Below are 22,295 nucleotides of genomic sequence, written 5' to 3'. Positions count from 1 at the left end.
CCGTGGAGGACCCGCGACGCTCCTCGCTGCTTGGGCGAGAGGACGCGGCTGGGCTCACAGGGTCCTCCTTCCGGCTGGGCACGCTCACCCCAGAGTCTCGTGACTTTCTGTTGTTGTATGCTTACAGTTCTGCGGCTCTTCGATGGGCATACCTTGTTCCTCCGGTTTCACACCCCCTGTGTGTTTCTCGGGCGGGGCCCGCCCAGCGGGAAGCGCCCATGGTGGGGCTGCTGCGGGTCGGAGCAGCCTGTCCCAGACGGCTGTGCGGCCGGGGCTCATGGGCAGAGCCTGTCGAGCGAGACCGGTTTTTTCCCGATCTGGCGGCCAGGGCTGTCGGGGGACGGTGACGGCTGCTTGGCGGTGTCGGCAGGGCCGTGGTCTTCGCCGTTGCTGCGGATCGCCCTGTCGACGAGTGTGCGGATCTCCGTCCAGTCGGGGTGCGCGGTGGTGACCTGGGGCGGGGAAAGCTGCAGGGTGTGCATGCGCGCTTGGGAGACCCGCCTGGCCAGGTCGACGAGGGCAGGCAGGTGGGAAGGGGGAATGTCGCTGGTGAGGGTGCGCTGTGTGGCGTCGGCGAGTTCGTCGAAGCGGCGCAGCACTGTCACCGGGTTGGTCTGCTCCGCGACGTATTTCAACAGGCAGCCTTGGCGGCCCATGCGGGCGTAGTCGTCGCTGTCTGTGCGGCTGCGGCTGTACCACAGCGCTTCTTTGCCGCTCATGCGCCGCTCCCCTGGTTCGAGCAGGCCTTCGCCGCGGCGGCCGTAGCGGATGGGTTCTTCCACGGGGACGACCACGCCGCCGATCGCGTCGATGAGGTCCGCGAACCCGCGGAGGTCCACGAGAGCGTAGTAGTCGATGGAGATGCCGAGTGCGTGCCCGATGACGTGCTTCAGCGTGTCCGCGGCTGGATCGGGCGCGTCGGGGTTGATGGCCAGCTCCTCGGGTTCTTCAGCCACCGTCTGGTAGACCTCGTTGAGCAGGTCGTCGAATCCGTAGGGCTCCGGGTAGCGTTCCGCGAGCGCTGTGCCTTCGGGGAACGGCACGTTTTCCAGGTTGCGGGGCACGCTGATGAGGACCGTGTCCCCGCTGTCGATGTCGATGTTGGCCACGATCATCGTGTCGGTGCGCAGCCCGTACCGGTTGTCGCCGGCGTCGCCGCCGAGGAGCAGGACGTTGATATGGGAGCGGTGGGGCCACGGGGTGTCGGCGGCAGCCTGGGACGCCGGTTCGGCGGGGGCGAGCACGCTGGTCAGCGTGCTGTGCAGGGTGACGGCGGTGCGGACGACGAACGCGAACGGCACGATGAGCGCGGTGCACAGGACGGTGACCAGTACCGCGCCTACGGCCCGGGACCCCCAGCGTTCGGGGCGCGGCCGGGTGAGCTGCCAGGACCGGATGATGATGCTCGACCACAGGGTGGCGAGGGCTACGGCGCCGATGGCGACCGCTTCCACCCAGTAGGGCTGGGCAGCCAGCCACGCCTGCCAGGACAGGTCGCTGCGCAGTTGGTAGAAGGCCGCACCGGCGGCGGTGGCGAGCAGGAGGAATCCTCCGAGGATGCCGGCTCCTGCGGCGCGTTTCCCAGCGCGCAGGTGGGCGAGGCCGGGCAGGAGGGCCGAAGCGCTCGTCCATAATGCGGCGCGCGCGGTCGCCCAGAACCGTGGGCGCCGCCCGCCTTCCGCTGGATATGCCATGGTCAACCACCCCCACGCATCCGTGGGGAGGCATCTAACCGGGAAACACGGCGACCACTCGGCGCCCTACCTTCCTTTTCGTGGTGAGTTGCGGAATTTTTGGCTTTTGCTGTGGAAAGTCAGGAAAACGGGGTTCGAGGGGAGAAGGGAAACGCCAGAGGGGCGGGGTAAGTATGCCTTGGGCCTACCTGGTTCAGCAGAGTGAACAGCGCAGATGCCGAGGAACCGGAACGTAGCGGGCCTTTCCGGGTGGTGGGGAAAACCGCTGTGTGCTGCAGCGGAAGCTGTTGTGAGAAGAGGATGGTGCGGGCCGCGGCGGCTGCGGTAGGAAAGGAATCGGCAATGGCAGGGCACGGGCCCTCGTTTCCAGGGGGTGTGTGCGGCGGGACGGGGTTTCCGCGCGGCCGCACCTGCCTCGGGTCCGGCGCTTCGCTGAGGACAGCGCCGCCCATGTCCCGTCGGTGCGTGTGAGGGTGCGGGCTGCGCCATCGCCTGCCGTAGCGGGGTTCGCGTAGCCGTCCGAGAGGGGTCGAGGGGCCTCGGCTGCCGCAGTGGATACGTGGGGAAGTCGGAGTCAAGAACATCCACAGGTGTCGCCCTAGCCTGTGGATAACTTGTGGATATCTATCTGCAGAATTTTTTTCATGCACAGCCCGTGGACAGAGTTTTTGCAGCTCAGAGGCTGTGATTAGAGGGTGGGGAAAAGTTATCCACAGGTTGCGTGCACAGGTTATCCACAACTAGACGCCAGTCATCCACAGGATGTCCCCAGGTTTATCCACAGGTTGTCTTTGCGACCGTCTCGTGAAGTGGCGAGAATCCTGGTTCGGGCATGTCACGTTCAGGCGTGAAGTCAGCCGGGGGGAGCCATGAGCGTCGACCATTCAGTCGAGGAAGTGGGGTATGACCGGACCCCGCCCCACGACATCATGGCCGAGCAGTGCGTCCTCGGCGGCATGCTGCTGTCCAAAGAAGCCATCATCCAGGTAGTGGAGATCCTCAGCTCCTCCGACTTCTACCGCCCAGCCCACCAGACCATCTACGACACGATCGTGGACCTGTTCGCCCGAGGCGAGCCGGTGGATGCGATCTCCGTCCACGCGGAACTCACCAAACGGGGAGAGATCGCGCGGGTGGGCGGCGCTCCCTACCTGCACACGCTCACCGACACCGTCCCCACCGCAGCGAACGCCGGATACTACGCGCGGATCGTCGCCGACCGCGCCGTGCTACGCCGCCTGGTCGAGGCGGGCACCCGCATCGCGCAGCTCGGCTACTCGGGAGACGGGGACGTCGACGACCTTGTCGACCAAGCCCAAGCCGAGATCTTCAAAGTCGCGGAACGGCGCACCAGCGAAGACTATCTGCCGCTCAGCGACATCATGCCGGGAGCGCTCGACGAGCTCGAAGCAATCGCCTCCCACGACGACACCCTGACCGGGGTCCCCACCGGGTTCACCGACTTCGACGCCCTCTCCAACGGGCTGCACCCCGGACAGATGATCATCATCGCGGCCCGTCCCGCGGTGGGAAAGTCCACTCTCGCCCTGGATTTCGCCCGCTCTGCAGCAATCAAACACCAGTTGACCACGGTGTTCTTCAGCTTGGAGATGGGGCGCAACGAGATCGTCATGCGGCTCCTCTCGGCGGAAGCGCGCGTGCCCCTGCACACTATGCGCTCGGGAATGATGACCGACGAGGACTGGGCCCGGCTGGCGCGGCGGATGGGCGAGGTCGCGGGAGCGCCGCTGTTCATCGACGACTCCCCGAACCTGACGATGATGGAGATCCGGGCCAAGTGCCGTCGGCTGAAACAGCAGCACGACCTGAAACTCGTCATCGTCGACTACCTCCAACTGCTGAGCTCCCACGGCCGGGTGGAGAGCCGCCAGCAGGAGGTTTCCGAGATGTCCCGCTCGCTCAAGCTGCTCGCTAAGGAGCTTGAGGTTCCCGTCGTCGCCCTGTCCCAGCTCAACCGCGGCCCAGAACAGCGCACCGACAAGAAACCGCAGATCAGCGACCTGCGGGAGTCGGGTTCCATCGAGCAGGACGCCGACATGGTCATCCTGCTCTACCGCGAGGACGTGCACGAGAAAGAGTCGCCGCGGGCCGGGGAAGCCGACCTCATCGTGGCCAAGCACCGCAACGGCCCCACCGCCACGGTGACCGTGGCGTTCCAAGGGCACTACAGCCGGTTCGTCGACATGGCACCGGGGTAACAGGCGCCCCACCAGCAGGTCTCACTGGCAGGCGTCGCTAACGGGTGAGGGACCGACCAGCGTCTGGTCGGTCCCTCACCCGCTCAGGCGAACAATCTCAGATCCACCGCGCCTGAGGACGCAGACGGCCAGTGCTGTCCGGCAGCAAAACCCACGTCAGCTTCGGCCGTGTGTCGAGGGTCTCCGTGTCCGCAGTGTCCCGCTGCTGCGGCAGAAGGGTGGTGCTGTGCCGCAGAGAAGTCATCCGACGGGTCGGCCGACGGCGGCGTCGAGTCTGGGCGGGGCGGGTGGTCGATGGCGCCTTGCTTGCTCGCCAAGCCATGACATCACCCCCTCATTCAACTAGACGATGACCCAAGTTAACCTTCTGTTCACCTTGAAGTCAAATAGACCTTCCTTGCCGTGGGAACGGCAGCAAAAGTTGTGGGGCCCCGCGCTCGCGCGAGGCCCCACAACTCACGAGGGGTGGATCGTAATGGTGAGTGGGTCACTCACTTGTCGGGGAAGATGAGGCCCACCACTTCGAGATAAAGCTGCTCCGGGTAGGGGATGAAGTCGATCTTGCTGAGAGCCTGGTCCTGACCGGCCGACTCCATGACGAACGTGCCGTAGCCCAGCAAGCGGCCCAACAGGGTGCGTTCAAAGCGCATGTCGGTGACCTTGCCCAGCGGCATCATGTTGACCTGCCGGGTGATCAGGCCGTTCGTGCCCAACAGGCGCGCCGACGTGATGACGAAGTAGTCGACCGACCACTCGGCGACCTTCCATACGAACCACACCAGCACCAGCAGCCACAGCCACCAGATGATGGCCAGCATGGCCCCGCTCGTCACGAACGAGGTGTTGCTCAGAATCCCCGCGGCGATCAGACTGCCCAGCACGATCGCCGTCGGCCCCAACAGGACAGCAGGGTGTCGGCGGACCGTGATGACCTGCTGCTCGTGGGGGAGCAGGTAGCGGTTAACCGACGCGGGCGCCGAGTCGCCCGGTGTCACCAGCTTCATCCGGGCTCACGCCCCTCACAACAAGATGGTGTTGACGAACGTGGAGAGCGAGTTGGCGGCTCCGCCCAGCCCGGCGAAGATGTTCAGAACCAGAGTGCCCACCGTGGCCGGCTGAGTCAGCAGGTAGAAGATGGCAAAGGCAATGAGGGCGTAACCCAGCCATTTTTTCAATTTCGGCGGCATGAACGCACTCCCCACTAGAGCGAAGACCCACTAACCCACAACGATTGTTACACCAGTGCTGGGACACGTAAAGACAATAGGAAGCTCTGGCGTGCCGTTCCAGGTCAGAAGGTTAGGGTCGGACCTTCGTCCGATATTTGGTCAGCGCTGCTCCGCCAGGGCCAAGGCGAGAACTTTCAGGTGCTGCCGCGCAATCCGCTCCACGAGCTCCGGAGTGGCGTAGCCGACCACGTCCTCCGCCCCGTTCCGGGCCGCGGTGACGCAGCGGGACACGATCGATTCCGGGTGCACGTCCTTGAACTCGGCGCTGAGTCGCGTGACAACGGGGGCGAGGTCGCGCGAGAGCGCGTCATGGGTCTGGGACATGTCACTCCTCGGGACGGCAGAGAGCGGTCGTGGTGCTCCGATCTCTTTGTGAGCTCCGGCGCAGTCCAGAGCGGGCGGGGCACCTTCCCGCAGGCGCGGGATTGTGCCGACCACCGAGCGCCCGATCAGGGACCGGGGGGATGAGTGGTGGAGATCACGGTTTTTCGGTTGGGGTTGTGCGGAGAATTATTAGGAGCCATAAACATCATTACCACAACGGGTCACGCGTATATCTCGATATGAGTTCGACTGGTACAAGAAACCCCTGGTTGTGATCCCAGGGGTAGAGTTTTAGATCCCGAACAATTATTGCTTTATTCCCCAGGAGATAAAACTAAAACATAAAGTTTCCTTAATTTATCTGGGGAGTGGAGAAAGAAACTTTCCAGTGGCTATGCGGAGCCGTACAACCGGTCCCCCGCATCCCCCAGCCCAGGAACAATGAACCCCGACTCGTTGAGACGCTCGTCGATAGCGGCCGTCACCACACGCAGCCGCAGGTCGCCGCGCTCCTCCAACACCCCGCTCAAACCGGTGCGCAGCCGCTCCAACCCTTCCGGGGCAGCAAGCAGGCAGAGCGCAGTGATATGGTCGGCGCCCCGCTCCACCAGCAGCCGCAACGCCGCCGCCAAAGTGCCGCCCGTCGCCAGCATGGGGTCGAGCACATAGCACTGCCGCCCCGACAAGTCCCGAGGCAGCCGGTCTGCGTAAGTCGCCGGCTGCAGCGTCTCCTCGTCGCGGACCATCCCCAAAAAGCCCACTTCGGCGGTGGGCAGCAGACGCGTCATCCCGTCCAGCATGCCCAACCCGGCGCGCAGGATCGGCACCACTAGCGGAACCGGCCGGGAAAGCTGGACCCCCACCGTCTCGGTCAGCGGAGTCTGCACCGTGGCTTCCGACACCCGCACATCCCTCGTCGCCTCATAGGCGAGAAGAGTCACGAGTTCGTCGGTGAGACGGCGGAAGGTAGGCGAATCCGTGCGCACGTCCCGCAGCGTGGTGAGCTTGTGGGCAACGAGCGGATGGTCCACAACGAAGATCTCCATAGGAGATCAAACTATCGTTCCGGGCGCCTTCCCACACATTCCCCGTCAAACCGATTCCACCAGGGGTTTCACGGTGCGTGCTCCCCGCGGGGCGTTCTGTCGCTGTCGCGGGGTGCGGTTGAAGACCGGATCACGTTCTGTTCCTACAGGAACGTCCGTTCTAATAGGAGACGTGAGCGCGGACTTCTACAACGGACCAGCCTTCCCGCTAGGAGAGCACAACACGGGCGAAGGCAGCCGTTTCAGTGACCAAGCAAGGGACGATCTGCGATTCTGGTTTGACCAAGGCCAGCCGGGTGGAGCGACGATGACGGAACTCGAACTGGACGATGGCGCAGGCGACTTCGCCGCCGTAGCTTATCGAGAAGAAGACTACTGGGATGTCGACCTGCTCCCAGTCGCGCTAACCCGCGACCTCAAAGGATTGTTGCACGCCCTCCACCAGCAGCCGAGCATCAGCGGAGCCATCGGCCTGGTTTCGGTCGCCGACGACTTCTTCATCCTCGCCCGCGTCTACGGACGGGACAACGTCAGCGTCTTCCTCTCCGATATCACCGCGTCGATGGACTGGAAGATCGCCCGCGATGTCCTGGAATACCTGGATATCGACATCCCCGACGACGAGGATGTAGACCAGGTGCTCCCCGCAGGAGACATGTCGATCCTCGCTGACCTGGGGCTGGATGAGATGGAATTGGGTGCACTGGCCGGAGACCTCGACCTGTATCCGGACGAGGTGCTGTCCAGTATCGCGGAACGTCTCGGATTTCACGCTGCTTTCCAACGCGCCCTGGACGCGTTGGGGTAAAGCCAGCGTGCACACCGGCTGGCACGTGGTTGAAGAAGCGCAGTAGACAGGAGTCCGGGTGGCGGTTTTCGCAGCGGTCTTCTCCCATGCAGCAGACGGGTGGACGGGGACCGAGGTGGATTTAGCGGAGTACGAGGGAATCGACGACCTTGCCGATCTGATGCGTGACACGGCCGCGGCCGAGTCCACCGCAGAAACCTCCGTCGTGGTGCTCGCGGAAGCCGACGACGAATGGTTCGGCGTTGCCCGACTGGACGACACCGGGGAGCCGCGAGCTTTCCTCTCCGACATGCGAGTGGTGTACGGGCACCCGGCAGCCCGCCTGTTCCTCGAAACCGACGGAGGAATAGACGACGATCAAGAAACCGAAGGCACGGGGCAGAACCCCTACCCCGAACCGGTGGGAGACCCCGACCTGCTCGACGACCTCGGCATCCCAGGCACCGAACTGATGGCGCTGACCACGCGCGAAGGCATCCTGCCCGCGGATGCGCTGACCACCATCGCTGACCGTGCCGGATTCGCCGGAGAACTCGACGAGCTGCGGGCATGAGCGTAGGGCGGAGTGGGGTCGACGCCGCCGTGCGGCGGGCGCTGGAAGAGGCCGAGAAGACATCGTCTAGCGGCGATGTTCCCGTGGGCGCTGTCGTCCTCGACCCGGACGGCGTGGTCATCGGCGCCGGCCACAACGAGCGCGAGGCCACCGGCGACCCCACCGCACACGCCGAAGTGCTCGCCTTGCGCGCCGCAGCACGGCGTCTAGGCAGCTGGCGGCTGAGCGGCTGCACCCTGGCGGTCACTCTTGAACCGTGCACGATGTGCGCGGGCGCCATCGTGCTGGCCCGGATCGAACGGCTCATCTACGGGGCACGCGACGAACGGGCAGGAGCCGTAGGGTCCCTGTGGGACGTGGTTCGCGACCGGCGACTCAACCACCGTCCCGAAGTGATTCCCCCCAACCTCGTGGACCCGGAACTGTCTGCCGCGTGCAGCCGCCTCCTCACCGATTTCTTCGCGCGCCACCGTACCCGATAGCACTGCCCAGCCCTGGCAGACACCACCGTCAGTGAGTACCAGCCGCACGCGTGCAACGAACACCGTTTCGTCGGACCCGGCGGTGTTGCAGGGTAGTCGGCCCGCCAGCATCCCGAGGGCATGCGCTGCGTGGGCAGGAAAGCGTTCGCCATGGGGAGCGGAAGCACAGAAAACCACTGGCCTGCAGTGAACTCCCCGTGCGCAAAAGGACTTCTGAAACCGCGTGCGCCAATCTTCCCCGTTGAACTCCACATCTGGTGAAGTCGAAATTGTGCCTTTCCGGAAAGCAGGAGCAGGGCATGGAGATGCTCGGTGATGAGGCGGATGACGGTATGCCGGGCTTTCGCGAAAGAAACGAATTTCAGGGGGAGTTTCCGGGGCGAGGCGGGCTGGTCGGGGAATGCGTCTCCGGGTAAAGGCTCGTATTCGTAACCGGCGTGCCGTACCCCATGGTTTTACGGGGGCGCTTCGCGTGAAGAGAGCATTTCCTCCCGTTGGCGCAGCCAGGGTGAGATTCATCCGTGACAGGGCAGCGAAGACGGGGACGAGGCGGCCCACCGATCCCCCAAACAGGGATCCGAGAGGCCGACAAGCCTGTCCGGCGGTCGAGCTCTTTACTGCTCGCTGGACGCCGCACTTTCCGGCCATGCGAGCCTGCCGGGGGCGCTGTGCTCGAGAGACGGGTGAAGCACGGTGGCGGTACCCGATGGCCGGGATGCTCCACTTGGCGCACTTTGTCTTCAATGTGACTTACCGCACATAAAGTGTCGGGTGGAGACCGCTCAACTCGCGGCACTTCACAGAGCCATGTAGAGTGGTCCGCGGTGGAGTCGCATAGCGGCCTAGTGCGCACGCCTCGAAAGCGTGTGAGGGGCAACCCTCCGTGGGTTCAAATCCCACCTCCACCGCCAGCAGGCCGGTCCTGGAGGACCGGCCTCTTGCTTTCCCCGGGGACGACCGTTGACCGCGAGCACATCCCAGCAGGTGCTGCTGCGCGGAGAACCCCGGTCCACCGCTCTGCGCGTTCCTGCGTCCCCTACCGGTCGCCCGGCACGCGGACAGCCTCCTCCAGGTTTGCGTCGCGCAGGTACGGCCCGATCTCCTCCACTGCGCGGTCGACGTCTGCCGCGTCCGTGGACAGGTGGAAAGCGCAGCGCATGCGGCCTGCGCGCATGGCCGCGACAATCCCCGCGTCGGCCAGAACCTGTTGCGCCTTGGCGTCCACTGCCACGCTGACGATCGCTGAATCGGTGGGCGGCAGTCCCAGCGCAGCGCAGAACCGGTTCGCCAACGCGACGTTATGGGCTCCGAGCGCTGCTTCCCCCAGGTCGGCGAGCAGCTCCAAAGCAGGGGCGAGCCCCACACACGACGCCCACGCCGGGGACAGGTCGAAGCGGCGCGCATCCGAGGCCAGGCGTAGCTCGGTGCCGTAGAACGCGCTCGTGATGTCCTCAGCCGCGAACCAGTTCGCCGCGATCGGCGTGAGTTCGGCCAGGGCATCGTCGGTTCCCGCGAAGAAACAGGCGCCCCGCGGTCCCAGCAGCCACTTGTAGGCGCTGCACACCAGGTAGTCCACGCGGTCTGCGGGAATAGGAAGCCAGCCCGACGACTGGGTGGTGTCCAGCAGCACCCGCGCGCCGTGCGTGGCAGCCGCGTCCAGCAGCGCGGGAACATCAACGATACGGCCGTCGGCGGACTGGACCACAGAGACCGAGACAAGGTCCACGCTCGTGTCCACGGCGTCGATGATCCGGTCCAGCGGAACCGGGCGGACCGTGACCCCTCGTCCGGTTGCGGCGAGGAAAGGGTAGGTCACCGAGGTGAAGTCCTCCTCGGCCACGACCACGGTTGCACCCGGGGGAAGAGAAGCCGCGACCAGTCCGACGAAGAAGGACGCCTGCGATCCGACCGCCACTCGAGACACGGGCACTCCGACCAGTCTGGCGAAGGCGGCCCGCGACCGCTCCACCGCCTGATGCGCAATGTCCAACGTCAACCGTCCTCGGGCGCGGTCGCGCTCCACGGCGAGAGTCGCCTCGTGGGCGACGCGGGGCGGAAGCCCGCAGGTGGCGGTGTTCAAATAGACCACCTCACGGGTGAACTGGTCGCGGATTGACGAGGGAAGTAGGGGTGCGGTGTCCATGCTTGGATTGTCAGCAACCCGATCTCAAAGATCAAGAAAAGATTTTCGTCTTCTCTCATAAATAGCTTTGATACCTTGGGGGTGTGCTGGACCTCACTCGACTCCGTGTGTTGTGCGAGGTGGCCCGACTGGGATCGATGAGCGCGGCCGCGCGCGCCCTCTCCTACACCCAGCCCGCCGTCTCCCACCACATTGCCCGCCTCGAAGCGGAAGTGGGCACGCCCCTCGTGGTGCGGCACGGGCGCGGGGTGCGGCTCACCGAAGCGGGCCGGGTCCTCGTCGGCCACGCGGAAGCCGTACTGGCCCGGCTGGACACGGCTGAAGAAGAAGTCGCGGCCATCGCGGGACTGCGGGCAGGCCGGGTCAGCCTCGCTGCCTTCCCTACAGCCACCGCCGGAATCGTGCCGCAAGCCCTGGCCACCCTGCGGGAACGCGCCCCCGATGTCGCGGTCACCCTGGTCGAAGCGGAACCCCCCGAATCATTGGACCTGCTCCGCGAAGGCGAAGTGGACGTCACCCTCGCCTTCTCCTACGACGAGACACCCCCTGATGCGAGCACCGGCATCCGCGAGGTCACGCTCTGCCGGGAACAGGTGCGGCTGCTGCTTCCCGGTGACCACCCGCTCGCCGCTGAGCACACTCTGGAACTCGCTGCCCTGCGCAAAGAGACCTGGGTGGCGGGCTGCGAGCGCTGCCGCTCCCACCTCGTCCACGTGTGCCGCCGGGCCGGATTCGAGCCCCGGATCGCCTACACCACCGACGACCACCTGGCCGTTCAGCGTCTCGTGTCCCTGGGCATGGCAGTGGGGGTGCTGCCGCAGCTTGCCCTCCTCCTCCACCAGGGGGAGAACGTCGCCGTGGTCGACTCCCCGGAACTGGGCTGGCGGCGCCTGTTCGTGGCTGTTGCCGGGGGCACGATACCGCCTGCTGCCGCGGCGCTCGTAGACGAGCTCACCGCCGCGGTGGGTCAACTCAACTCCGGGAACCAGGCCGGGTCGTAAACCCGGGCCGCCACCGTTTCCCGCTGCTGCAAGGCGGCGCGCAGCGTCCGGTGCAATCCGTCCTCCAAGTAGAGTTCGCCTTTCCACCGCACCACGTGCGGAAAAAGATCCCCGAAGAAGGTGGAGTCCTTGGAGAGGAGGTATTTCAAATCTAAAACACTCTTGGTGGTCACGAGCTCATCCAGCCGCACCTGTCTAGGCGCAATCTTGTACCACGCGCTTGGCGACAGGCCGTGATCAGGATAAGGACGGCCGTTGCCGACCCGCTTGAAGACCATGCACCAATAGTAAGCGGAACTGGACAGGTGGTGAGAGATGACAGAGAAACGGACACCCCCTGTTCAGAATGAGGTCGGCGGAAACAGCCCCGAAGAGGATATTTCAGCCCGCGAAAGGAAAAAGGGGGTGCACGGGGAATGTCCGCGCTGAAAAAGTTCGAGAAGCAGAGAAAAACAGCCGCCCAACCTAGAAAACCGCGGAGAAAACCCTCCGCGGCAGGCGGCTGTTCCTGAAGAGGTGTTGCGGTGGCCGCAAGACAGCAGCCGGTCCCCGGCCACCGGCCCCCCTCCTACTTCTTCGCGATCGGGTGCAGCACGTCCTGGCCCACGAACGGGCGGAGCGCCTCAGGCACCACCACGGAACCGTCCTCCTGCTGGTGGTTCTCCAAGATCGCGACAATCCACCGCGTGGTGGCCAGCGTGCCGTTGAGTGTGGCCACGAACCGCGGCTTGCCGTCAGTGTCGCGGTAGCGGATGTTGAGACGGCGGGACTGGAACTCGGTGCAGTTCGACGTGGACGTGAGCTCGCGGTAGCGGCCCTGGCTGGGAAGCCACGCCTCGCAGTCGTACTTGCGTGCCGCGCTCGTCCCCAGGTCACCGGCGGCGATGTCCACCACCCGGTAGGGCACCTCGATCAGGTCAAGCATCTCGCGTTCCCACGCGAGCAGCCGCAGATGCTCCTCGTGCGCCTCGTCCGGGTGAGCGTAGACGAACATCTCCACCTTGTTGAACTGGTGGACCCGGATGATGCCGCGCGTGTCCTTGCCGTAGGAGCCCGCCTCCCGGCGGAAGCACGACGACCAGCCGATGTAGCGGGTCGGCAGGGCGTCAGCGGGCAGGATCTCGTTCGCGTGGTACCCGGCCAGCGGCACCTCGGAGGTGCCCACCAGGTACAGGTCGTCGGCGGGAAGGTGGTAGACCTCCGCAGCGTGCTCCCCGAGGAACCCGGTGCCGTCCATGGTCTCCGGTTTGACCAGCACCGGCGGGATCATCGGGGTGAAGCCGTTGGCGACGGCCCGCTGCATCGCCAAGTTGAGCAGGCCCAGTTCCAGCAGCGCGCCGACACCGGTGAGGAAGTAGAACCGCGCCCCCGACACTTTGGCGCCCCGCTCCGTGTCGATGGCGCCGAGCATCTCACCCAGTTCCAGGTGGTCGCGGGGGGTGAAGTCGAACTGGCGGGGCGTGCCGACCTCTTCGACCACGACAAAGTCGTCAACCCCGCCCACCGGCGCGTCGCTTTCCACCACGTTCGGCACGGAACGCAGCAGTGTGGTGAGCTCGTCGGAGAGCGCTTCGGCCTCAGCCTCAGCGGATTTGACCTCAGACGCCAGACTCTTCGCCCGGTTCAGCAGCGCTTCCCGCTCCTCTGCGGAGGCGCGGGAAACAGACTTGCCGACGCTTTTCTGTTCGGCGCGCAACGTTTCGAAACGCGCCAGGGCGGCGCGGTGCCGCGAGTCCAGATCCAGCAGCCGGTCGACGACAGATTCGTCTTCGCCGCGTGCCCGCTGCGACGCGCGCAAACGGTCAGGGTCTTCCCGTAGAGCTCGAAGGTCGATCACGTTGAGCAGGGTACCGGTATCACGGCTTTCCGCACACAGTGTCAGACGTTTCTGGAACGATAAAGGTGTCGGCCTCGTCGAATGAGGCCGAAAGGACCTGTCACGGGGACGCAGCGTGCGACAAGGGGGGCCTACACGAGGACACGAGTGGGATCCCTCCTTGCGACGGGTCTCGCTTCGGCCGGGAAACCGGCCTGCGCTCCGCACCGGTGTGGTGGCGGAGCAGAAAGGGGGAGAACACAATGACACAGCACTGGGGGATGAAGCCGGTTGGTGCAATGACCGCCGCGGAAATCCGCGCGGCACTGGACCGGCTCGACGAGGTTGCACCCGAAGACACGGCTTTGGAGCTGGCACTGCGCCACGAGCTGTACCGGGTGGCCTCGGAAGACTGGATGTTCGACGAGGATTCGGTGCTGGTGGGCTGAGACCCCCGCCAGGCACGCTGTTCCCAACGTTTCAGGTGAGGGCCCCTCAACGTTCACCTGGGCATTCGGGAACGCGGAATCCTGGAACGTTCACTACGGAACCGCGGGGTGGAGTCGCTGCCCCTCCGTGAGGCGGTCGCCCCAGTGCGGGCCCTGATCGTGGCCGTATCGTGGTGCCCGTTGACGGTGTGCCACGAGTGGTCTGCCGGACTGTACTCGTCGGCGAAGCGAGACGGCTCGGTGACGAGAGCGGTGGCCCGCCGCGAGCTGCGCGACTCTGCCCCGTTCGAGGCTGCAAGAAGCCGGTCCACGTCGGTTTCGAACAGGTCGTCGTGGACGTGCTCTCCGGTGCCGGGGGATTCGTGGCGGCCGCTTTTGATCAAGCCGAGCAGGCTGTTGAGCGGGCCTTGCCGGCCGATGACGAACCATGCAACAGCGCCGAGGATCGGCAGTTGGAGAACGAGGAGCGTCCACAGCAGCTTGCCGCCCCGGGTCAGCGAACGCATGGACAGTACGGAGGCCAGCGCCGCGATGACCAAGGTGAGTAGCGCGATTGTGGCCAGGCCCGCGAGGATTCCTACGAGCATGGCGGTGCTGTCCGACATCGGCTGCTGTGTCACGGCTGCCGTGACCCTCCCTCTGCGACTCTTTTTCCGGCTGCTATCACCAGCATGGGGAGTCACGACCCAACGCACGCCAGCGGCACGGCCAGCCGACGGTAAAACTCCCTGCGATTGTCGGACACGCTCCGCATAGGAGCCCGGAGCATGCTGCCCGTCCACGGGCACAGGCTTGTGCGTAGGCGCATCGGAGCCGGGAAAGCAGGCTGACAGCGCAGACCGCGGTCTGGGCGGCGGGGCACGTCCCCCCGGGAAACAGCAGCGGAGACACCGCTGACCCGCGGGTCACCGCCGGGGCCGGACTCCCGGGACACGGGGTTGCGGATGGCGGCCGCTGCTCTCCACAGCGGTCCGGTCTCCACGTCGACGCGCCCTCAGAAAACCCCGAAGACATGTACTCTCCGTGACCGTCGGTCGGGTGGAAGAAAAGCGGGCTTCCTTCTTGATTTCTCTGCGCACGGGCACGACCTGCTGCTTTACTGGCTCCATGGGCGAGCGGCGACACGTCATCGCAAGCAGATCCGTATGCCCCGGGACCACAGTCGTGACACACAGTCTCGACCAGTGTCGTGGAGGCAGAGTCCAACCGTGCGGATAACCGTGACTGAGAAGCCCGGCTACCTGCGGGTCGCCGACAGTCTGCGGGAACCCATCCTCAACGGGGAGCTTCCCCCAGGGACTCGGCTGCCTTCGCGGGCCCAGCTGGCCCGCCGCCACGCGGTCAGCGAGCAGGTGGCGCGCTGCGCGTTACAGCTTCTCGTGGCAGAAGGGCTGATTGAGGGACGGGCCGGATCCGGGTACTACGTGCGAGCGCCTTCCGCGGAAGTCCTCTTATCCCGCACCTCCCACCTCCCCGGGCTCGACCCGCTGCGCACCGAGTGGCTGGGGGCCCGGACCGAGACCGCGTCCATTGCCATGGCCCGGCGGCTCGGCACCCGGGTGGGGGAGCCGCTGTACCGGACGGAATGCCTCGGATACGCGCAGGGCACTCCGATCGCGCTGTGGGTGGCGTGGGAGCCCGCCATTCTCACGCTGGGCACCGGCCTGACCCCGGGGGAGCGGCCAGACACCAGTGTGGCGGAGCGGCTCGCCGAGGTGGGGGTCACCGTGGACCGGATCGAAGAGGAGGTGTCGGTTCGTCGACTGCGGGAGGTGGAAGCGCGGCGGCTCGCACTGGAGCCGGGCACGGCCATCCTGCTCGTGCAGCGCACCCATTTTGCTGGGCGGCGGGTCGTGGAAACGTCGGACCTCATCGTCTCAGCGGAGCACTGCCGGCTCGGCTACCGGCTGGTTTCCCCGTCCCGGCCGGGGCGGACTGCCGCGGACAAGAACGGGCCGTCTCCCCCACGGTCCCGGGAGACGGCCGCTTCTTCTCAGATGGGATCGGCAGAGTGAGCAAACCCGCTGGAGTGAGGAGTACGCCTAGTTGGCGTGGTTGTGGACTTCAACAGTGTTGCCGATGCAGTAGTACTCGTTGAGGACGTTCAAGCCTAGGGACAGCAGCGGAAGACCACCGGGGTCGCCGGGGGCCAGACCTAGCACGAGAGCGTCCTGTTCGACAACGCACTGGTTGATGACGGTTCCCGCCCCGACAGTGTCCTCTTCCAGCCCTTCGCCTTCAGGCTGCTCGTTGAGGCCGGAGACCTCGTCGTCCAGGACGGGCAGGTCGATGCTCACGTCCGTAGACCAGTCCGCTTCTTCTTCGGCGAGGGCGGGGAAGGAGCTGACAGCGAGAAGACACGCGGCCGCCCCGCTTACTGCCGCCCCCCTGATGATCTGGCGCATCACAGAATCCATTCCTTTTCTTCGGGTTTTCGGACGTCCGCTGCTCGTGCGGTAGGCAGCGACGGACAAGGCCGAAGAAGCCGCAGCGGGGACGCTGGACAGCCCCACTCTTGCCACAGCGCGCAGAGCCACGGGAACCGTGTGCCGCTGTGGCCTTCGGAAGGCCGCCTTCCGAAGCAGTAGCGGACTCCTCCAGGCCGGATGGGACGGTCTTCGCGGACAGGCCCGAGACCGTCGTGCTTTCGAGTGCAGCCCTGGGCAAGAGCTGCGGGTGTGCTGGGCTTAAGGAGTAGTGACGGTGACGGAGTTGCCCTCGCATGCCGCGGCGAGCAAGGGGTGGTGCTGCGCTTCGGGGGCCGGCGCCGGCAGGTCCGGAGGCTCATCAGGCGCCGGTGCGGGGGAGGGAACGGTGACGTTCCCGGTGATGAGGCGCTGGGTGACCGTGCACAGCTCCATGACGATGGGGCGCGGCTCCTCACCGGCCAGAGCAGGAGCGGTGTTGCTGAACAGCCCTGCGGCAAGCGTCCCCACTGCTATGGCAGTGACGGTTCGACGCATTGAGGGTGTCCCTTCCGTGTGGATCTCGGTGTGTGAAACGGTCACGGCCGACGGGTCGAAGATGCGGGTGTGGTCCGTGTCGCGCAGGGATCGGGAGGCCGGGAGCCGGTGACGCGATGACAAAGAAAGAAGCAGAGCGGAAGACCAGGCGGAGGGGATCGGGTGGTGGGTCGCAACCGTGACGCACAGCCCAGGGTGTGCGGGATCAATGTCAGTACGGGTGCGGCCGCCTTCTCCCAGAGGCCAGGTGGAAGGCGGCCGCCTTCCCTGCAGAGAGGGAGCTCCAGACGAGGTGTCAGCGGTTGATGACGACGGCCTCGTTGCTGATGCAGTTGTAGGTGTCCTCCCCCAGCGGCAGCAGCTCGGCGGGAAGGTCGAGCGGGCTGGAGATGGTCACGCGCTGGTCGACAACGCACTGGTCCACGACAGTGGTGTGCGACTCCCGGTCGATCTCAAATCCGCCGGCCAGGGCAGTAGCGGTGCTGAAGCTGAGCAGTCCCGCGGTGATCGCGCTCACCGCCACGGCTTTGACGATTCCACGCATTGAGGGTGTCCCTTCTGTGAGGCCCGCTGACCGTGTGGGAACGGACACGGCCAGCGGGCGGGCGTTGAGAAGCACGTTTTCCGGCTTGATGCGGCGACGATCTGCGGCCACGGGCGAACGAGGCCGGTGAAGACCGTGACTCCCTTACCCGGAGCGGGCTGGGCCGTCCGGGGCCGGTTTCATGGGAGAGTCAAAGACCGTCTCTGGGATGAGAAACGGGGGCTCCTCGCAGCGTTGGGAGGAGCCCTGGAGGCACTACTCGTTGACGACGACGACTTCGTTGCCGATGCAGTTGTAGGCAGAGCCGCCCAGCAGGTCCGGAGGGATGATGTCCGGAAGGGTCAGGCCGCCGGCCTCCAACTGCTGGACCACCACGCACTGGTCGATGTTGGTGAAGGTCTCCTCGCTGGAGAACTCGTGGTAGCCCGCCAGCGCAGCGGAAGCGCTGGCACCGACCAGGGCCAGGCTCATCGCGCCCACCGTGGCTAGCCTCGTCATCTGACGCATGTGACTCAAACCTTTCAAATGGTGACCGTTGGCGGTCAGGCGACCGTCAATCGACAGGTGTGCACCGAGAGTGATCTCTCGATTGCTGTCGGAAACTGTGTCGCATGGGGTGGGCATGAGCCACGCGAAGACACGGGGATTGCTTTTCTTTTACTGAAAATGCCGCTAGCCCACGCCGCCGTGCGACGCGGGTTGGGTGTCGGGCCGCCTCCCACGGTCCAGACAGCCGTGCCGTGGGAGGCGGCGGGTGGAGAGCGATGGGGTGTCAGTCCAGGCGGACCGGAGCGCCCTCGAAACTAGTTGTTGTCGTTGACGTTGACGCTGCCAGCGCAGGCCGAAGAGTTGAGCAGGTTCAGGTTCAGGCCCAGGCCGAGGAGCAGACCCGCACCGGTGGCCTCCTGAGCCGAGATGCACTGCGCGGTCTCGGTGGCGGTGATCTCGGTGTAGTCGCCGGCCAGGGCGCTGGAGGCCCCGGCGCCGAGCAGACCCGCGGCCAGCGTGCTCACGGCAGCCAGCTTCATGATTCGCCGCATGACAAATACCTTTCGATGACGGTAACGACGGTCGACAAAAGCGACCATCAGCTCACTGCGATGACGGTTGAGAGCATCCTTCAAACCGTGCAGCACAACAATGCCATGCGGGGGTTTACCTGCAACGCTTCGGAACGCGGGTTTTGCATTGTCTTTACCGGCAAAACCACAGTGTGACCGTCGCAAATCCGGGCGATCTGGGGGAGAGAGAAAGACGCGCCGCCTCCCCAGACTCCTGTGGGAGGCGGCGCTTTTATCTCAGGGCAGTGGAATGGTTTTTAATGCAAATAAGAATTGCGGTTTCTAGTTGTCGTTGACGTTGACGCTGCCCGTGCAGGACGCCGAGTTGAGGGCGTTGACGTTCAAGCCCAGCCCGGCGACCAGGCCGAGGCCGACTGCTGGCTGCTCAGCGACACACTGTACCGTCTTGGTGGCGGTGATCTCGGTGTAGTCGTGGGCGAAGGCGGTCGAGGCCCCCGCGCCGACGAGCCCCGCGGCCAGCGCGCCCACAGCGGCTAGCTTCATGATTCGCCGCATCTGAGACATACCTTTCTCTCGTGCCCTCGGCGACCGATAGGCGGCCGCCAGCCGTTATCGCAACGTCCAGGAGTTTTCTCCTGGACGCACACCACAACAGTGCCGCACAACCCAGTCGAGACAGACGAGAAAATCCGTGCCCTGGACTCTTTTTTGAACAATTGGATCTCAACGTTACTAGCGGAGAAAGGTAGAGGAAGAGAAAATTTGGTTCTCCTTCCGGGATCTCCGAAAGAAAAGCGTTCCTGCGCAGAAGGGGAACGGAGTGCAATGAAAACAAGAATTACGGTTTCTTTTGTTGTTGGGATTGGCGTTGCCGACACAAGATCCGGAATTGATCCTGTGGCCGCTGCACCCTCCTCGCAGCAGAACGCGGCCCTCCCTAGCCGGCCCGTGGCGACATGCCAGTCCTCAAGATGCTGGTCAAAGCGGCCGATATAGCAGTGTCCGGACAACCGCCCCCGCAGCGGGCAGCCACACCGCGTCCATTCCCCCGCAACGCACGATGGCCGACGACACAAGTCGCCGGCCATCGCCTCAGACGTTGAACAGCACCAAACAAACGATGCCCGTACTACCGGTAAACAGAAACCTCGCCCCAGACATCCTTGCAACTGTTTTACTGTCCCTGCAGTTCGGATCACCGCGTTTCATGGGATAGAAGACATTTTTCTCCGGTTGAAAAGAAGAAACTGCTCTCCCCTTTTTCGAGGATAAGAAAACCGGAATTCCGGATGAAGCGGATCCGAAGCAGGGAAAGGACTGCGGCCATCGAACCCTCTCTCCCGCGCCAACCCCCGCCTCCGCTGCGCACCGGCCGCAGCACGCCCCGCCGAGACACGAAAAACGGGGAGGACCGCGCCACCCGCCGCACCGGCGAGCAGCCGTCCTCCCCGCAAACAGACCAGAACCGCGCTAGCTGGTGAACTCCTCAGCGAGCAGCTCAGCGATCTGGGCGGTGTTCAACGCCGCACCCTTACGCAAGTTGTCCCCACACAGGAACAAGTCCAGCGACCGCGGGTCGTCCAGCGAACGGCGGATCCGTCCCACCCACGTCGGGTCCGTACCGACCACGTCAATCGGGGTCGGGAACTCGCCCTTCGCCGGGTCGTCCTGGACCACCACGCCAGGAGAGGAAGCCAGCAGGCGCCGCGCCTCGTCCGCATCCACCTCCGTGGAGAACGTCGCGTGGATCGCAAGCGAGTGGGTGGTCACCACCGGCACGCGCACACACGTTGCCGACACCCGCAGGTCAGGCAGTCCGAGGATCTTCCGGGACTCGTTGCGGACCTTCAACTCCTCCGACGACCAGCCGTCGTCCTTCAACGACCCCGCCCACGGCACCACGTTCAACGCCAGCGGCGCCGGGAACGGACCCAAGTCGCTCACCGCAGCCCGCACATCCCCCGCACGAGTACCCAACGTGCGGTCCGTCGCCACCTTGGCGATCTGGTCGTACAGCGTGTCGACCCCCTGCTGGCCCGCACCGGACGCCGCCTGGTACGAGCTCACCACCAGGTCCGTCAGCCCGTAGGCCCGGTGCAGCGCCCCGATCGCCACAATCATCGACAGGGTCGTGCAGTTCGGGTTGCTGATGATGTTGCGCGGACGGTTGCGCACCTGCTCGGCGTTGACCTCAGGCACCACCAGCGGCACGTCGTCGTCCAAACGGAACGCGCCAGAGTTGTCCACGACAACCGCGCCCCGCTCCGCCGCGATCGGCGCCCACTCCTTGGACACCTCGTCGGGGACGTCGAACATGGCCACGTCGACCCCGTCGAAGACCTCCGGGGAAATAGCCTGAACCTCGACCTCCTCGCCGCGGACCGTGAGCCGCTTGCCCGCAGACCGGGCCGACGCCACCAGGCGGATCTCCCCCCACACGTTCTTACGCGTGGAAAGAATGTCCAACATGACAGTGCCCACCGCACCGGTGGCCCCCACAACGGCGAGAGTGGGAAGACGGTTACTCATCGGCCGGTACCTCCATACACAACGGCCTCGACCTGGTCGGCGTCCAACTGGAACTCACGGTGCGCGGCGGCCACTGCGGCGTCCACGTCGTCCTGCGCCACCACGATCGAGATGCGGATCTCGGAAGTGGAAATCATCTCGATGTTGATGCCCTCGCGGGCCACAGCGTCAAAGAACCGAGCAGTCACCCCCGGATAGGAGCGCATCCCCGCGCCGATCAGCGACACCTTGCCGATCCGGTCGTTGTACAGCAGCGACTCGAAACCGACCTTGTCCTGGATCTTCTTCAACGCGGCCAGCGCGTTCTGCCCCGAGTCGGCAGGCAGAGTGAAAGAAATGTCCGTACGCGACGTGGAAGCCGCGGACACGTTCTGCACGATCATGTCCACGTTGATCTCAGCGTCGGCCAGCGCCTTGAAGATCGCTGCTGCCTCGCCGACACGGTCGGGCACCCCCACAACCGTGATCTTGGCTTCGCTCCGGTCATGCGCCACGCCGGAGATGATCGGTTGTTCCATGCCTTCGGTTTCCTCAACTTCCGAGACGACCCAGGTACCGGGCTTCTGACTGAAAGACGAGCGCACGTGCAGCGGAATGTTGTACCGCCGCGCATACTCCACGCAGCGCAGATGCAGGATCTTGGCGCCGGAGGCCGCCATCTCCAGCATCTCCTCGTAGGAGATCTGGGGGATGCGTCGAGCGGAGGGCACGATACGCGGATCAGCAGTGAACACCCCGTCGACGTCGGTGTAGATCTCGCACAAGTCGGCGTTGAGCGCCGCAGCAAGCGCCACAGCCGTAGTGTCCGAACCACCGCGGCCCAACGTGGTGATGTCCTTGCTGTCCTGCGACACCCCTTGGAAGCCAGCGACGATGCAGATCGCCCCTTCGGCGAGCGCATCCCTGATCCGCCCCGGGGTGACATCGATGATCTTCGCGTTGCCGTGCAGCGACGTGGTGATCACCCCGGCCTGCGAACCGGTGAACGACCGGGCCTCATAGCCCAAGTTCCCGATAGCCATCGCAACCAGGGCCATCGAGATCCGCTCCCCGGCAGTCAGCAGCATGTCCAACTCCCGGCCCGGCGGGAGCGGACTCACCTGCTTCGCAAGGTCGAGAAGCTCGTCAGTGGTGTCGCCCATGGCGGAGACCACGACGACCACGTCGTATCCGGCTTTCTTCTGAGCGACGATCCGTTCGGCTACCCGCTTAATGGCATCCGCATCAGCGACGGACGACCCGCCGTACTTTTGCACGATCAAAGCCACGGTCGGCGCTCCTGAGGAATCGGGTTCACGGTAATCGACCAGCCAGTCTAGTGATCGGAGATTCACGGCTCCCTGCGCGTCGGACAGGAGCCGAGGCAGGGAGATACCCGTGAACAGGACAGGGATATCAGTGGGGCCGTCGACCAATCACCCGGATACGGCTCTCGCCCGGCCGGGTGACCTGCCGCGGCCGCTGGGGCGAGGG

Annotated in this window: 24 protein-coding genes and 1 tRNA gene; 8 read left to right on the top strand and 17 right to left on the bottom strand. The window is 65.1% G+C overall.

Annotated elements, in window-relative coordinates:
- Positions 1–275 precede the first annotated feature (275 nt).
- Entirely contained in the window at positions 276–1,694 is a 1,419-nt protein-coding gene (locus CW348_RS01400; protein ID WP_011290466.1) for an LCP family protein, read from the bottom strand.
- 869 nt (positions 1,695–2,563) lie between these two features.
- On the opposite strand from CW348_RS01400, the gene dnaB reads away from it, so the two are divergent.
- Entirely contained in the window at positions 2,564–3,913 is a 1,350-nt protein-coding gene (gene dnaB, locus CW348_RS01395; RefSeq protein WP_011290468.1) for a replicative DNA helicase, read from the top strand.
- A 491-nt stretch (positions 3,914–4,404) separates the two neighbouring features.
- Here dnaB and CW348_RS01390 read toward each other — a convergent pair whose 3' ends face one another.
- From CW348_RS01390 to upp, 4 genes are all read right to left on the bottom strand, one after another.
- On the bottom strand, positions 4,405–4,917 hold the full coding sequence (locus tag CW348_RS01390) for a PH domain-containing protein (protein ID WP_011290469.1): 513 nt from the start codon (positions 4,915–4,917) through the stop codon (positions 4,405–4,407).
- Positions 4,918–4,932: 15 nt separating this feature from the next.
- Positions 4,933–5,100 (bottom strand): hypothetical protein, encoded by a 168-nt coding sequence (locus tag CW348_RS01385; RefSeq protein ID WP_011290470.1) that lies wholly within the window; start codon positions 5,098–5,100, stop codon positions 4,933–4,935.
- Positions 5,101–5,241: 141 nt separating this feature from the next.
- A complete protein-coding gene (locus CW348_RS01380; protein ID WP_011290471.1) occupies positions 5,242–5,466 on the bottom strand; it encodes a hypothetical protein in 225 nt (74 codons plus the stop codon).
- Positions 5,467–5,858: 392 nt separating this feature from the next.
- Positions 5,859–6,512 (bottom strand): uracil phosphoribosyltransferase, encoded by a 654-nt coding sequence (gene upp / locus CW348_RS01375; RefSeq protein WP_016187965.1) that lies wholly within the window; start codon positions 6,510–6,512, stop codon positions 5,859–5,861.
- Positions 6,513–6,819: 307 nt separating this feature from the next.
- Here upp and CW348_RS01370 point away from each other — a divergent pair, with 307 nt between their 5' ends.
- The 4 genes from CW348_RS01370 (at position 6,820) to CW348_RS01355 (ending at position 9,266) form a co-directional block, all read left to right on the top strand.
- The gene (locus CW348_RS01370) at positions 6,820–7,320 is read left to right on the top strand and encodes a tRNA adenosine deaminase-associated protein (RefSeq protein WP_011290472.1); all 501 of its coding nucleotides are present in this window, start codon (positions 6,820–6,822) and stop codon (positions 7,318–7,320) included.
- Between the two features lie 58 nt (positions 7,321–7,378).
- Positions 7,379–7,873, top strand: a complete 495-nt coding sequence (locus CW348_RS01365) for a tRNA adenosine deaminase-associated protein (RefSeq protein WP_011290473.1) — start codon at positions 7,379–7,381, stop codon at positions 7,871–7,873.
- Positions 7,870–8,355 (top strand): nucleoside deaminase, encoded by a 486-nt coding sequence (locus CW348_RS01360; protein ID WP_104612769.1) that lies wholly within the window; start codon positions 7,870–7,872, stop codon positions 8,353–8,355. Before CW348_RS01365 ends, CW348_RS01360 begins: the two co-directional genes overlap by 4 nt.
- 823 nt (positions 8,356–9,178) lie before the next feature.
- A tRNA-Ser gene (locus CW348_RS01355) sits at positions 9,179–9,266 on the top strand.
- Between the two features lie 125 nt (positions 9,267–9,391).
- Here the strand turns inward: CW348_RS01355 and CW348_RS01350 are convergent.
- On the bottom strand, positions 9,392–10,498 hold the full coding sequence (locus tag CW348_RS01350; RefSeq protein ID WP_011290475.1) for an aminotransferase class V-fold PLP-dependent enzyme: 1,107 nt from the start codon (positions 10,496–10,498) through the stop codon (positions 9,392–9,394).
- A gap of 83 nt (positions 10,499–10,581) precedes the next feature.
- Here CW348_RS01350 and CW348_RS01345 point away from each other — a divergent pair, with 83 nt between their 5' ends.
- The gene (locus CW348_RS01345) at positions 10,582–11,499 is read left to right on the top strand and encodes a LysR family transcriptional regulator (protein ID WP_011290476.1); all 918 of its coding nucleotides are present in this window, start codon (positions 10,582–10,584) and stop codon (positions 11,497–11,499) included.
- On the opposite strand, the gene CW348_RS01340 is transcribed toward CW348_RS01345, so the two are convergent.
- Positions 11,466–11,777, bottom strand: coding sequence for a type II toxin-antitoxin system VapB family antitoxin (locus CW348_RS01340; protein ID WP_011290477.1), 312 nt, complete (start codon positions 11,775–11,777; stop codon positions 11,466–11,468). The two genes, CW348_RS01345 and CW348_RS01340, sit on opposite strands and share 34 nt — an antisense overlap.
- A 290-nt stretch (positions 11,778–12,067) precedes the next feature.
- The gene (gene serS / locus CW348_RS01335) at positions 12,068–13,336 is read right to left on the bottom strand and encodes a serine--tRNA ligase (protein ID WP_011290478.1); all 1,269 of its coding nucleotides are present in this window, start codon (positions 13,334–13,336) and stop codon (positions 12,068–12,070) included.
- A gap of 242 nt (positions 13,337–13,578) precedes the next feature.
- Between serS and CW348_RS01330 the strand changes: the two genes are divergently transcribed.
- A complete protein-coding gene (locus tag CW348_RS01330; protein WP_061783847.1) occupies positions 13,579–13,764 on the top strand; it encodes a hypothetical protein in 186 nt (61 codons plus the stop codon).
- Positions 13,765–13,817: 53 nt separating this feature from the next.
- On the opposite strand, the gene CW348_RS01325 is transcribed toward CW348_RS01330, so the two are convergent.
- Complete coding sequence (locus CW348_RS01325) at positions 13,818–14,369, bottom strand: PLDc N-terminal domain-containing protein (RefSeq protein WP_227480966.1); 552 nt, start codon at positions 14,367–14,369, stop codon at positions 13,818–13,820.
- A 615-nt stretch (positions 14,370–14,984) separates the two neighbouring features.
- Between CW348_RS01325 and CW348_RS01320 the strand changes: the two genes are divergently transcribed.
- Positions 14,985–15,779 carry a GntR family transcriptional regulator gene (locus tag CW348_RS01320; RefSeq protein ID WP_011290480.1) on the top strand — a complete coding sequence of 265 codons (795 nt, stop codon included), beginning with the start codon at positions 14,985–14,987 and terminating at the stop codon, positions 15,777–15,779.
- A gap of 27 nt (positions 15,780–15,806) precedes the next feature.
- On the opposite strand, the gene CW348_RS01315 is transcribed toward CW348_RS01320, so the two are convergent.
- The 8 genes from CW348_RS01315 to CW348_RS01280 form a co-directional block, all read right to left on the bottom strand.
- Positions 15,807–16,169, bottom strand: coding sequence for a hypothetical protein (locus CW348_RS01315; RefSeq protein ID WP_011290481.1), 363 nt, complete (start codon positions 16,167–16,169; stop codon positions 15,807–15,809).
- A gap of 282 nt (positions 16,170–16,451) precedes the next feature.
- Positions 16,452–16,727, bottom strand: a complete 276-nt coding sequence (locus tag CW348_RS01310; protein WP_016187970.1) for a hypothetical protein — start codon at positions 16,725–16,727, stop codon at positions 16,452–16,454.
- 295 nt (positions 16,728–17,022) lie between these two features.
- Positions 17,023–17,271, bottom strand: a complete 249-nt coding sequence (locus CW348_RS01305; protein WP_104612768.1) for a hypothetical protein — start codon at positions 17,269–17,271, stop codon at positions 17,023–17,025.
- Positions 17,272–17,526: 255 nt separating this feature from the next.
- Positions 17,527–17,769: a hypothetical protein gene (locus CW348_RS01300; RefSeq protein WP_156482500.1), complete on the bottom strand. Its 243-nt coding sequence runs from the start codon at positions 17,767–17,769 to the stop codon at positions 17,527–17,529.
- Positions 17,770–18,074: 305 nt separating this feature from the next.
- Positions 18,075–18,311, bottom strand: coding sequence for a hypothetical protein (locus tag CW348_RS01295; protein WP_011290485.1), 237 nt, complete (start codon positions 18,309–18,311; stop codon positions 18,075–18,077).
- Between the two features lie 303 nt (positions 18,312–18,614).
- The gene (locus tag CW348_RS01290) at positions 18,615–18,848 is read right to left on the bottom strand and encodes a hypothetical protein (RefSeq protein WP_104612766.1); all 234 of its coding nucleotides are present in this window, start codon (positions 18,846–18,848) and stop codon (positions 18,615–18,617) included.
- 915 nt (positions 18,849–19,763) lie between these two features.
- Positions 19,764–20,822 (bottom strand): aspartate-semialdehyde dehydrogenase, encoded by a 1,059-nt coding sequence (locus CW348_RS01285; RefSeq protein ID WP_011290489.1) that lies wholly within the window; start codon positions 20,820–20,822, stop codon positions 19,764–19,766.
- Complete coding sequence (locus CW348_RS01280; RefSeq protein ID WP_011290490.1) at positions 20,819–22,090, bottom strand: aspartate kinase; 1,272 nt, start codon at positions 22,088–22,090, stop codon at positions 20,819–20,821. Before CW348_RS01280 ends, CW348_RS01285 begins: the two co-directional genes overlap by 4 nt.
- Positions 22,091–22,295 lie beyond the last annotated feature (205 nt).

Origin of the sequence: Thermobifida sp. (genome assembly GCF_017577275.1) — a bacterium.
Taxonomy (GTDB): domain Bacteria; phylum Actinomycetota; class Actinomycetes; order Streptosporangiales; family Streptosporangiaceae; genus Thermobifida; species Thermobifida fusca.
This window is presented reverse-complemented; position numbering and strand designations above follow the sequence as displayed.

Bases quoted from the DNA above. Each gene is read 5' to 3' on its own strand.
- CW348_RS01300 (WP_156482500.1), bottom strand. From the start codon at position 17,769: ATGACGAGGCTAGCCACGGTGGGCGCGATGAGCCTGGCCCTGGTCGGT.
- dnaB (WP_011290468.1), top strand. From the start codon at position 2,564: ATGAGCGTCGACCATTCAGTCGAGGAAGTGGGGTATGACCGGACCCCG.
- CW348_RS01290 (WP_104612766.1), bottom strand. From the start codon at position 18,848: ATGCGGCGAATCATGAAGCTAGCCGCTGTGGGCGCGCTGGCCGCGGGG.
- CW348_RS01285 (WP_011290489.1), bottom strand. From the start codon at position 20,822: ATGAGTAACCGTCTTCCCACTCTCGCCGTTGTGGGGGCCACCGGTGCG.
- upp (WP_016187965.1), bottom strand. From the start codon at position 6,512: ATGGAGATCTTCGTTGTGGACCATCCGCTCGTTGCCCACAAGCTCACC.
- CW348_RS01400 (WP_011290466.1), bottom strand. From the start codon at position 1,694: ATGGCATATCCAGCGGAAGGCGGGCGGCGCCCACGGTTCTGGGCGACC.
- CW348_RS01315 (WP_011290481.1), bottom strand. From the start codon at position 16,169: ATGCGCCAGATCATCAGGGGGGCGGCAGTAAGCGGGGCGGCCGCGTGT.
- CW348_RS01340 (WP_011290477.1), bottom strand. From the start codon at position 11,777: ATGGTCTTCAAGCGGGTCGGCAACGGCCGTCCTTATCCTGATCACGGC.
- CW348_RS01360 (WP_104612769.1), top strand. From the start codon at position 7,870: ATGAGCGTAGGGCGGAGTGGGGTCGACGCCGCCGTGCGGCGGGCGCTG.
- CW348_RS01310 (WP_016187970.1), bottom strand. From the start codon at position 16,727: ATGCGTCGAACCGTCACTGCCATAGCAGTGGGGACGCTTGCCGCAGGG.
- CW348_RS01350 (WP_011290475.1), bottom strand. From the start codon at position 10,498: ATGGACACCGCACCCCTACTTCCCTCGTCAATCCGCGACCAGTTCACC.
- CW348_RS01330 (WP_061783847.1), top strand. From the start codon at position 13,579: ATGACACAGCACTGGGGGATGAAGCCGGTTGGTGCAATGACCGCCGCG.
- CW348_RS01390 (WP_011290469.1), bottom strand. From the start codon at position 4,917: ATGAAGCTGGTGACACCGGGCGACTCGGCGCCCGCGTCGGTTAACCGC.
- CW348_RS01385 (WP_011290470.1), bottom strand. From the start codon at position 5,100: ATGCCGCCGAAATTGAAAAAATGGCTGGGTTACGCCCTCATTGCCTTT.
- CW348_RS01325 (WP_227480966.1), bottom strand. From the start codon at position 14,369: ATGTCGGACAGCACCGCCATGCTCGTAGGAATCCTCGCGGGCCTGGCC.
- CW348_RS01295 (WP_011290485.1), bottom strand. From the start codon at position 18,311: ATGCGGCGAATCATGAAGCTGGCTGCCGTGAGCACGCTGGCCGCGGGT.
- CW348_RS01380 (WP_011290471.1), bottom strand. From the start codon at position 5,466: ATGTCCCAGACCCATGACGCGCTCTCGCGCGACCTCGCCCCCGTTGTC.
- CW348_RS01305 (WP_104612768.1), bottom strand. From the start codon at position 17,271: ATGCGTGGAATCGTCAAAGCCGTGGCGGTGAGCGCGATCACCGCGGGA.
- CW348_RS01370 (WP_011290472.1), top strand. From the start codon at position 6,820: ATGACGGAACTCGAACTGGACGATGGCGCAGGCGACTTCGCCGCCGTA.